The 10,218-nt window shown below is 68.2% G+C and carries 9 protein-coding genes; 6 read left to right on the plus strand and 3 right to left on the minus strand.

What is annotated here, in order from left to right; all coding sequences use genetic code 11:
- Nucleotides 1-221: 221 nt before the first annotated feature.
- The 3 genes from FZ029_RS32375 to FZ029_RS32385 all read right to left on the minus strand — a co-directional run bounded on the left by FZ029_RS32375 (nt 222) and on the right by FZ029_RS32385 (nt 4,235).
- Complete coding sequence (locus tag FZ029_RS32375; RefSeq protein WP_149274256.1) at nt 222-1,889, minus strand: ABC transporter substrate-binding protein; 1,668 nt, start codon at nt 1,887-1,889, stop codon at nt 222-224.
- A 203-nt stretch (nt 1,890-2,092) separates the two neighbouring features.
- Entirely contained in the window at nt 2,093-2,884 is a 792-nt protein-coding gene (locus FZ029_RS32380; RefSeq protein WP_149274258.1) for a class II aldolase/adducin family protein, read from the minus strand.
- A 28-nt stretch (nt 2,885-2,912) separates the two neighbouring features.
- On the minus strand, nt 2,913-4,235 hold the full coding sequence (locus tag FZ029_RS32385) for an ArgE/DapE family deacylase (RefSeq protein ID WP_149274260.1): 1,323 nt from the start codon (nt 4,233-4,235) through the stop codon (nt 2,913-2,915).
- 319 nt (nt 4,236-4,554) lie between these two features.
- Between FZ029_RS32385 and FZ029_RS32390 the strand changes: the two genes are divergently transcribed.
- From FZ029_RS32390 to FZ029_RS32415, 6 genes are all read left to right on the plus strand, one after another.
- A complete protein-coding gene (locus FZ029_RS32390; RefSeq protein ID WP_247892608.1) occupies nt 4,555-5,589 on the plus strand; it encodes a LysR family transcriptional regulator in 1,035 nt (344 codons plus the stop codon).
- A 90-nt stretch (nt 5,590-5,679) separates the two neighbouring features.
- Nucleotides 5,680-5,856, plus strand: a complete 177-nt coding sequence (locus FZ029_RS32395) for a CsbD family protein (protein ID WP_149274262.1) — start codon at nt 5,680-5,682, stop codon at nt 5,854-5,856.
- Nucleotides 5,857-5,932: 76 nt separating this feature from the next.
- Complete coding sequence (locus FZ029_RS32400; RefSeq protein WP_149274264.1) at nt 5,933-6,514, plus strand: YhjD/YihY/BrkB family envelope integrity protein; 582 nt, start codon at nt 5,933-5,935, stop codon at nt 6,512-6,514.
- Nucleotides 6,511-6,795, plus strand: a complete 285-nt coding sequence (locus FZ029_RS34040; RefSeq protein WP_188052150.1) for a YihY/virulence factor BrkB family protein — start codon at nt 6,511-6,513, stop codon at nt 6,793-6,795. Before FZ029_RS32400 ends, FZ029_RS34040 begins: the two co-directional genes overlap by 4 nt.
- A gap of 5 nt (nt 6,796-6,800) precedes the next feature.
- Entirely contained in the window at nt 6,801-7,061 is a 261-nt protein-coding gene (locus FZ029_RS32410) for a GlsB/YeaQ/YmgE family stress response membrane protein (protein ID WP_149274268.1), read from the plus strand.
- Between the two features lie 181 nt (nt 7,062-7,242).
- Nucleotides 7,243-10,035, plus strand: coding sequence for a PAS domain S-box protein (locus FZ029_RS32415; RefSeq protein ID WP_149274270.1), 2,793 nt, complete (start codon nt 7,243-7,245; stop codon nt 10,033-10,035).
- Nucleotides 10,036-10,218 lie beyond the last annotated feature (183 nt).

The following is a 10,218-nucleotide window of genomic DNA, read 5'->3' on the forward strand; positions in this document are numbered from 1 at the left end:
GGGGGGGGGGGGGGGGGGGGGCCGAAGCCACCACCCCCCGCGCACCCACCGCCCCCCCCCCCCCCCCCCCCCCCCCCCCGGCCCCCCCCCCCCCCCCGGGGGGGGGGGGGGGGGGGGGGGGGGGGGGCATAGCGTGGATTCTCGGGGAGGGGCTGCCGCGCGTCCCCCTCACCCTAACCCTCTCCCCGGGGGGGAGAGGGGATAGTAGGGGAGGAGGGCGACTACTTCGCCAGCCAGACGCTCTCATAGGTGTCGTTGACACCGATGGCCGTCGTGTTGGCGTTCTTCACCCGCTTGTCGAGGAAGGTCGGGAACTCCATCTCCAGCAGCCAGACGACCGGCAGCTCGTCGGACAGGATGCGCTGGACCTCGCTGTACTGCTCCTGGCGCTTGGCCGGGTCGATCTCCTGCGACGCCTTGGCGAACAGCTCGTCCACCTTCGGGTTGGAATAGCCCATGGTGTTGGTGAACAGAACGCCCTTGCGGATGTTCGACGAGATGTAGGTGCGGGCCACGCCCAGCGCCGGGTCGCCGTACTGGTAGAGGAAGTTGGTGGTGATCTCGTAATCCCAGTTGGCGACACGCTGCGCCCAGCCGGCGGCGTCGGTGCTTTCCAGCACCACGGCGATGCCGACCTTGCCGAGCGCCTGTTTCAGATACTCGCCCAGCCGGGTCCAGGTCTCGCCATAGGGCATCGGCATGACCTTGACGGTGGCGCGCACGCCCTTGCCGTCGGGCTTCAGGCCCATCTCGTCCAGCAGTGCCTTGGCCTTGGCAAGATCGGGCTCGTAGGTGGTGACCTTCGGGTCGTAGAACTTGACGACCGAATTGATCGGACCGGTCGGCACGCGGCCCAGACCGAACCAGATCTTGTCGCGGATGAACTTGCGGTCGATGGCGTAGGCGATGGCCTTGCGGAAGCGCTTGTCGTCCAGCGGCTTGACGCGGTGGTTGATCTCCAGCCACGACAGCGGCGCCACGAACTCGTAGCCGGCGGTGGTCATGGTCAGGTTGGGCAGCGCCTTCATGCGCGGAACCTCGAAGGGTTCCAGGTCGCTGTACTGGGTCTGCTGCACTTGGCCGCTTTCCAGCGCCAGCGAGCGGCTGGCGGCGTCGGGGATCACGCGGAAGGTGATGCCGTCGAGATAGGGCAGGCCTTCCTTGTAGTAATCCTCATTGCGGACGAGCTGGATATAGCTGCCCTTCACCCATTCCTTCAGCTTGAACGGGCCGGTGCCGATGGGGGTGTTGTTGGCCGGGTTGGTGCGGTAGTCGCTGCCCTCGTAGATGTGGGCCGGGACCATCGGGGCCGACGATACCTCGAAGGCCTGGATGAAGGCCGGGAACGGCTCCTTCAGCTTGAACTCGACGGTGTGGTCGTCCAGCGCCGTAATCGATTCACAGCGGCTGAACACGGCACGGGCGCGCGGGTGGACCTCCATCAGGAACTTGGAGGTGGTGAAGACCACGTCATTGGCGGTGAACGGTTTGCCGTCGTGCCACTTGACGTTCTCGAACAGCTTGAAGGTGTAGGTCAGGCCGTCCGGCGAGATCGTCCAGCTCTTGGCCAGCGACGGCAGCGGGTTCAGCTTCTGATCGTAGGTCAGCAGGCCCTGATAGATCTTGCCGGCGACGGTCTGGGTCGGACCCTGCTGGTTCAGGCCCAGCATCAGGGTCGGCGGCTCCGGCTGCACGATGGAGTTGAGGACACCGCCGCGGATCGGCGTCTCCTGGGCCATGGCCGGAGCGGCGACCAGGGCGGCCGTACCGGGGATGGCGAGTGCCGCGGCCAGCAGGCCGGCGGCGGCGGCGCGGTGGAACCCGCGGGTGAAACCGCCCTGAAAACTGCGGCGGAAGCTGGCGGGGATACCGGTAAGGCGTCTGGTCATCGGGTGTCCTCGTCTCCAGAAATGTGTCGGTGGTATCAGCGACCCTGTCGTGTCGGTGTTTCTTGTTGGGGGGTGTTGGCTTCGAATGCCCCCTCCCTAACCCTCCCCCGCCTGTGGCGGTGGAGGGGACTGCCGCCGCTTCGGGTAAGGCACCCTCTCCCGCGAAGCGGGGGAGGGTCGGGGAGGGGGCAACAGCACGTTACTCACCGCGGCCCCACCTGCCCGGACGTGCTGTCCAGCCAGCGCAGCAGGGCGTCCCATTCCAGCACGCCGGCGCGGGGATAGGCGCGTTCATATTGCCGGGCGGTGTGCTCGCAGACCTCGGGCGAGGGGTAGACCAGCGGCCGGCCGCCGGCCATCGCCATGATCTGCTGCTTGCAGGCCTGCTCCAGGTAGTACATCAGCACCGCCGCCTCGGCGACGTCCTGGCCGGCGGTCAGCAGGCCGTGGTTGCGCAGGATCATGCTGTGGTGGTTGCCGAGATCGGCGACCAGCCGCTCCCGCTCGGCCAGATCCAAGGCGATGCCTTCGTAGGTGTGGTAGGCGAGGCGGTTGTACCAGCGCAGCGAATGCTGGGTGATCGGCAGCAGCCCGTCGGCCTGGGCGCTGACCGCCATGCCGGCGTCGGTGTGCAGGTGGATGACCGCGCCGACGTCCGGGCGGGCGTGGTGCACGGCGCTGTGGATGGTGAAGCCGGCCGGGTTGATCGCGTCGCCGTCGCGCCCGTCCACCAGATTGCCGTCGATGTCGACCTTCACGAGGTTGTCGGGCGTTACCTCGTGGAACATCAGGCCATAGGGGTTGATCAGGAAATGGTCGGGCGTGTCGGGGATCCGCGCCGACATGTGGGTGTAGATCAGGTCGGTCATGCCCAACCGGTCGAACAGCCGGTAGGCGGCGGCCAGATCGGTGCGGACCTTCCACTCCACGTCGGAGCAGTCGCGGGTGGCGCTAGGGGCGTGGGCGGCGTTCGCTTTCAGGGTGGCGGCGATCATCGGGCGGGTCTCGTCGGGAAGGAAAGGGTCAGATGGGTTCCAGGCCGCACCAGCCGGCGATGAACAGCGCCAGCACGCGGGTCACGTCGCGCAGGCTGTCCAGCGACACCGACTCGTCGATGCCGTGGATGCGTGTCGCCTCCGGCCCGTAGCAGGTGGCGGGCGTGTCGCCATAGAGCTGGAAGAAGCGGGCGTCGGTGGTGCAGGTCAGCGCCACCAGTTCCGGATCGCCGCCGCGCACGGCGCGATGGCTGTCGGCCAGCATGGTGACCAGCGGATGGGCCGGGTCGATCTCGCAGCCGGCGGCCTGGAAGCCGTTCCACTGCAACTCGATGCCGACGCCGGAAAGGGCCGGGTCGGTGGAGCGCGCCTGCTCCACCGCCCGGGTGACCTCGGCGCGGACCGCCTCCGGCTCCTGCCCGGGGAAGAAGCCGAGCCGGAGGTCGAGCGCGCAGCGTGTCGGGACTGACGACGGCCACTCGCCGCCCTCGATCCGGCCGAGATTGATGTTGACGGGATGGGCATGGCCGCAGAAGGCGGGGTGGCGGCAGGACGGCTCGTTCCACCGCACCTCCAGCGCCTTCAGATGGGCGGCCAGGGCGTAGGCCGCCTCGATGGCGTTCACGCCCGCCGAGGTGTCCAGCACATGGGCCGGCGTGCCGGTCAGCACCAGCCGCAGCCACATCACCCCGACCTGGGCGACGGAGATGGAGTGGTTGAACGGCTCCGGGATCACGGCGGCGTCGGCGCGGTATCCGCGATGCAGGCAGGCCAGCGCGCCGTTGCCGGTGCACTCCTCCTCGATCACCGACTGCAGATAGACCGGGGCGGCGGGCTGATAGCCCAGCGTGCGCAAGGCGGCGAAGGCGGCGGTGTAGGCGGCGATGCCGGCCTTCATGTCGCCGGCGCCGCGGCCGTAGAGGCGACCGTCGGCGATGCGCGGCTCGAAGGGCGGGGTGGTCCACAGCTCCGCCGGGCCGGTCGGCACCACGTCGATGTGGCCGTTCAGGATCAGCGAGCGGCCCTTCGCTTCACGCGGCTTGTGCACGCCGACGACGTTCTCGCGGCCGGCATAGGCGCCGGGCAGGACCGGCGGCGAAAAGCCCGGCATGCGGGAGATCGCCTGCTCGTCGATGTCGAACCGGTCGACCTCCAGCCCCAATGTGGCGAAGCGGTCGGCCATCAGCGCCTGCGCCCCGGCCTCCTCCCCCAGCAGAGAGGGCTGGCGGACGAGTTCGGAAAGATGCGAGACGCAATCCCCCTGCGCCGCGTCGGCGGCATCCAGGATCGCGGCGCGCAGGCCGGGGTCCGGCAAGGCATGGTCGAGACGGGCTGCCGTATCTCGTGTCATTCCGAATCCTCTGCCCAAATCCTCCGCCCAAATCCTCTGCGCCTCTGCGGTATGACTGCGCGGGCGGGTGGAAAAAGACGAATCTGTTGCGTTGCGGCCTATCCCTAATGGATATGACCGCCATATCGGCGCGTTATGCAGTGTCCGGCTTGGCGATGTTTGAGGGTCGCCATGTGTCGATTAGGCGATGAACAAATCGATCAGGCAAATAAGCATTTTTCATTTGGCCTATGAATCTGATTTATGCCGCAGTTGCTCACAGTGCGATCATGTGCGTAGAATTTGGGCGGCAGCAGGGATGCACCGGAATCGGGCACCGATGGAGAGGGGCAGGGCGTTGACGGAAAGCGAGGCGGAACGGCAGGCATTGGCCCGACTGGGCCAGCAGATGGACTGGAACCTGCTGCGCACCTTCATGGTGATCGTGCAGGAAGGGAGCTTCACCAAGGCCGCGGTCCGCCTGTTTTTGACGCAGCCGGCGGTCAGCCTCGCGCTGAAGCGGCTGGAGGAACAGCTTGGCCGCACTCTGATCGACCGTGGCCCCGGACGCTTCGCCGTCACCGCCGCCGGCGAGCAGGTCTATGACGAGGCGGTGTCGATCCATGCCACCGTGTCCCGGCTGGGCGCCATGGTGCGCGACGCCAAGGACGAGATCAGCGGCCATGTCCATATCCTGATGACGAGCCGGATCCAGACCCCGCTGCTCGACCGTTCGCTGCGGGAGTTCCACCGGATGTACCCGCAGGTGACCTTCCGCATCGACGTGATGGCGTCGGCCGACGCGCATATCGCGTTGCAGCAGCGGGTCGGCGCCATGGCGATCTGCCTGCTGCGCGAACCGATCCCGGGGCTGTCGAGCCAGATCTTCCTGCGCCAGACCTACCGGCTCTATTGCGGTCCCGGATTCCGCCTGTTCGGCCAGCACGACATCGACATCGCCGAACTGCGGCACGAGAATTTCGTCTCCTTCACTTCCGACCAGATCGACGGCGCCCTGTCGCCGCTGACCCTGTTCCGCGCGCGGGAGGGCTTCGCCGGCCGCGTCGTCGCGTCCTCCGCCAATCTGGAGGAGGTGCGGCGGATGATCCTCTGCGGCCTCGGCATCGGCCCGCTGCCCGAACACATCGCCGCCCGCGACGTCGATGACGGGCTGCTGTGGGAGTTGCCGCCCTACGAAGGCATCGCCCCGGTCAACGTCCACCTGATCTGGAACGAGCAGGCCAAGCTGAACCGCGCCGAACGGGCGTTCCTGGAATATCTGCAGACGGCGCTGGCGACGGCGCCGGCCAGGGAACTGGCCGGAGAGGCGGCGGACCCGCCGCCGGCGGCGCTGACTTCGCAGGCCGGCCTGTAACGCCGGCGTGTGACGATACGCCCGCTCGAGGGTTGATAGTGACGACGGCCGGCTTCACTCCGGTCGAACCCACGGGATCAGGAGGACGTCATGGACAAGGACCGTACCGAAGGCGCCATGGACAAGGCCAAGGGCAGCATCAAGAAGGGCGTCGGCGAGGTCACCGGCGACGAGAAGATGAAGGCCGAAGGCGCCGCCGACAAGGCGAAGGGCAAGGCCGAAAGCGCCGTCGGCGGCGTCAAGGATGCCCTGAAAGGCAAGAGCTGAGGACGCAAGGCCCCGCGGCACGGTCGCCGCGGGGCCACGCCCCGGGCAGCGTCCGCGCCCATCACGGAAATCCGTCATGTTCCCAGGGGTATCTCCCGGACGCTTCCTCCGGGACCTCTATCGCGCGACGACCGAGGACAATGTCTTCAACGGGGCCGCCGCACTCGGTTTCTACCTGACGCTCGCCCTGTTCCCGGCGCTGATCGCGACGATGAGCATCATCCCCTACCTGCCCATCGACAATGTGGATCGGGCGATCATGGATCTGCTGGCGCAGGCACTGCCCGATCAGGCGTCCGGCCTGGTCCGCGACGTGGTGGGGCAGGTGACCGGGGAGCGGCGCGGCGGATTGCTGTCCTTCGGCCTGCTGGGAACGGTGTGGGCGACCACCACCGGCATGTATGCCGTGATGCAGCAGCTCAACATCACCTACGACGTGAAGGAGGCGCGCAGCTTCATCCACGCCCGTCTGGTGGCGCTGGGATTGAGCCTGCTTTTCGAAATCCTGGTGATCGGCGCCTTCTCGCTGATCGTGCTGGGCGGCATCCTGCAGGACTGGATCGGCAACCGGTACGGCTTTTCCGGATTGCTGCTGACTTTTTTTCGACCTTTCGTTGGGTCGTCATCGTCCTGGCGCTGCTGCTGGGCTTCGCGGTGATCTACCGCTATGGCCCGAATGTCAGGGAACGCTTCGTCTTCATTTCCCCGGGCAGCGTGGTCGGCGCCGCTCTGCTGATTGCGGCCTCGCTCGGCTATTCGCTCTATGCCGGCCATTTCGCCGATTACGACGCCACCTACGGCAGCATCGGCGCGGTCATCACGCTGATGCTCTGGCTTTACATCGCCGGGCTGGTGATCCTCCTCGGTTCGGAGATCAACGTTCTGTTGAGGCGATACGGCCGGAGCCGACACCAACGACCACTCACCGCAAAGGAGTAACGGCCATGGGTATCATCGCTTGGATCATTCTGGGCCTGATCGCGGGCTTCATCGCCTCCAAGATCGTGAACAAGTCGGGGCAGGGCGCCGTCATGGACATCGTGCTGGGCATCCTCGGCGCGCTGGTCGGCGGCTTCCTGATGAGCATCATCGGCGGCGCCGGGATCACCGGCTTCAACATCTGGAGCATTCTGGTCGCCATCTTCGGCGCGATCGTCGTCCTGTGGATCTACCACGCGGTCGCGGGCAGGCGGACGGTGGGCTGACGATTGGATAGCTATCACACCACTCCGTTTGCGTGGGATAAGGCTGTCAATTCGTCTCCGATCATTCGACCGCTTTGATGAACGTCCAAGGTTATCCGCTTCCTGCCGGCGCCGGACGGCGCCGGTGAGCCCGCTTTCGGCCGGGGTGTCTCCGCCCGTCGCTTCGACCGGGGCGGGAGAGATGGGTTCGCTCATGCACGGCCATGACTGGGCGGCCACGCCGCTCGGCCCGATGGAAGGCTGGCCGCAGGACCTGCGTGCCACGGTCCGTCTGATGCTGCGGTCGCGGCAGGCGATGTTCATCGGCTGGGGACCGGACGTCGCCTTCCTCTACAACGACGCCTACCTGGACATTCTCGGGACCCGTCACCCACAGGCGCTGGGCCGGCCGATGAGGGAGGTCTGGCCCGACGCCTGGCCGCAGGCCCGCGACCTCGTCCGCCGCGTCTATGACGGGGAATCGTTGCTGCACGAGGATTTGCTGGTCCGACTGGAGCGGCGCGGAGCGGTCGAGGACTGTTATTTCTCCTTTTCCTACACGCCGATCACCGACGAGGCCGGGCGGACCGGTGGCTTCCTCTGCATCGTCGCCGAGACCACGTCGGCGGTGGAGCGCGCGCGGGCGGAAGAGGAGGTTCGGCTCGCCAACGAGCGGCTGCGGGCGCTGTTCCGGCAGGCGCCGGGCTTCATGTATGTCTGGCGCGGACCCGACCATGTCTATGAGATGGCGAACGACGCCTATTTCGACCTGATTGGCCGCCGCGACATCATCGGCAAGCCGGCGCGGGAGGCGCTGCCGGAGATCGTCGGCCAGGGCTTCTTCGAACTGGCCGATCAGGTTTATGCGACGGGCGAGCCCTTCGTCGGCGAGGGGATGCCGGCGCGGATCGCCCGGCGGCCCGGCGCGCCGCTGGAGGAGCGCTTCGTCACCTTCGTCTTCCAGCCGATCCGCGACGACCAGGGTCAGGTCATGGGCATGTTCGTCCAGGGCAGCGACGTGACGGGCATGAAGCAGACGGAGGAGGCGCTGCGCGAGAGCCAGCAGCGGCTGCACATCGCCCAGGATGCCGGCGGGATCGGCACCTTCGAACTGCGGGCCGACGGCATGGTGGCGGTGTCGCCGGAATTCTGCCGCCTTTGGGGCATCGGGGAGCGCCCGTTGGTGCAACTGGAGGAACTGGTCGCCCTGATCCACCCGGATGACCGGCCCAATCTGAACACGCTGCGGCCCGGACAGGTACCGAAGGATGGGCTGGGCTATGTCGAATACCGCATCAATCGGCCGGACAGCGGGGCGGAGCGCTGGATCGCCCGGCGGGCGCAGGCCATAACCGGGGATAGGGATGGGGAGGGGGCGCGGCTTCTCGGCGCCTGCTACGACATCACCAACCGCAAATGCGCCGAAGACGCCCTGCGCGCCCTGAATGCGACGCTGGAGCAGCGCGTGGCGGAGCGAACCGCCGACCGCGACCGTATGTGGCGGCTGTCGACCGACATCATGCTGGTGGCGCGTTTCGACGGCACGATCACCGCGGTCAACCCGGCCTGGACCACCCTGCTGGGCTGGGAGGAGGCGGAGCTGCAGAACGCGGCATTCCTCGATTTTGTCCATCCCGGCGACCGCGCGGCGACGGTGGCGGAGGTCGGCCGGCTGGAATCCGGCCTGACCACCATGCGGTTCGAGAACCGCTATCGCCACAAGGACGGATCCTATCGCTGGATCTCCTGGACCGCGGTGCCGGACGACCGTTTCATCCATGCGGTCGGACGCGACGTGACGGCGCGCAAGGAGTCCGAGGCGGCGTTGCGCCGGGCCGAAGACCAGCTGCGTCAGGCGCAGAAGATGGAGGCGGTGGGCCAGCTGACCGGCGGCGTGGCGCACGACTTCAACAACCTGCTCCAGGCGCTCAGCAGCTGCCTGACCATGATCGGCCGCCGCAGCGCCGAGCCGAAGCTGGCACCGCTGTTGGAGGCGGGCATGCAGGCGGTCGACCGTGGCGCCAAGCTGGTCCAGCAGTTGATGGGCTTCGCCCGCCGCGACAGCCTGCGCCCGGAACCGATCGACGTGCGCGACCGTGTGCTCGGCATGGCCGGACTGCTGGAACGCGCGCTCCGCGCCGACATCCGGCTGGAAACCCGCTTTGCCCCCTGCCTCCACCCGATCGAGGCGGATCCGACCCAGTTCGAGCTGGCGCTCATCAACATGGCGGTGAACGCGCGCGACGCGATGCCGGAGGGCGGCACGCTGTCCATCGAGGCGGAGAACCGGACGCTCGGTCCCGGCGACGCATCGGGGCTGGAAGGAGCAGGCCTGGAGGGGGATTTCCTGCGTCTGACGGTCGCCGACACCGGGATGGGAATGGCGCCGGAGGTGGCGGCGAAGGCCTTCGACCCCTTCTTCACCACCAAGGAGGTCGGCAAGGGCTCCGGCCTCGGTCTGGCGCAGGTCTATGGACTGGCTAGGCAGGCGGGCGGCACCGTCTGGATCGAAAGCCGGCCGGGGGAGGGAACCCGCATCGTCCTGCTGCTGCGCGCCACGGCCGGGGTGCCGCGGGCGCCGGCCGTTTCCGCCGACGCGGCCGGGCCGTTCATCGCGGGCGCGCGGGTGCTGATGGTGGAGGACGATCCGGTCGTCGCCTCCTCCGTCGCGGCGGCGCTGGAGGAGAGCGGCTGGACCGTTCTGCGCGCCGGCTCCGCCGACGAGGCGCTGCCGCTGCTGGCCGGCGAAGAGCGGATCGACCTGCTTTTCTCCGACGTGGTGATGCCGGGCCGGCTCAGCGGCGTCGACCTCAGCCGCGAGGCGGCCATCCTGCGCCCTGGCCTGCCGGTGGTGCTGACCACCGGTTACAGCGAGGATGTGGCGCGCACCGAAGGCATCGCGGTGCTGCCGAAGCCCTACCGGATCGACACGTTGCTGCAGGCGCTGCACAAGGCGGTGCGGAAAGTCCCCTCTCCCCCCCGGGGAGAGGGTTAGGGTGAGGGGGGTGCATTGCGGCCCATTCCCGAGAATCCTCCCCGTGCGGGGCCCCCCCCCCCCCCCCCCCCCCCCCCCCCCCCCCGGGGGGGGGGGGGGGGCGCGCGCGGGGGGGGGGGGGGGGGGGGGGGGGGGCCCCGCCCCCCCCGGGAGCGGGGTGGTGGGCGAGTCCCCCCCCCCCCT

The organism is Azospirillum sp. Sh1 (assembly GCF_008365135.1).
Lineage (GTDB): Bacteria > Pseudomonadota > Alphaproteobacteria > Azospirillales > Azospirillaceae > Azospirillum > Azospirillum oryzae.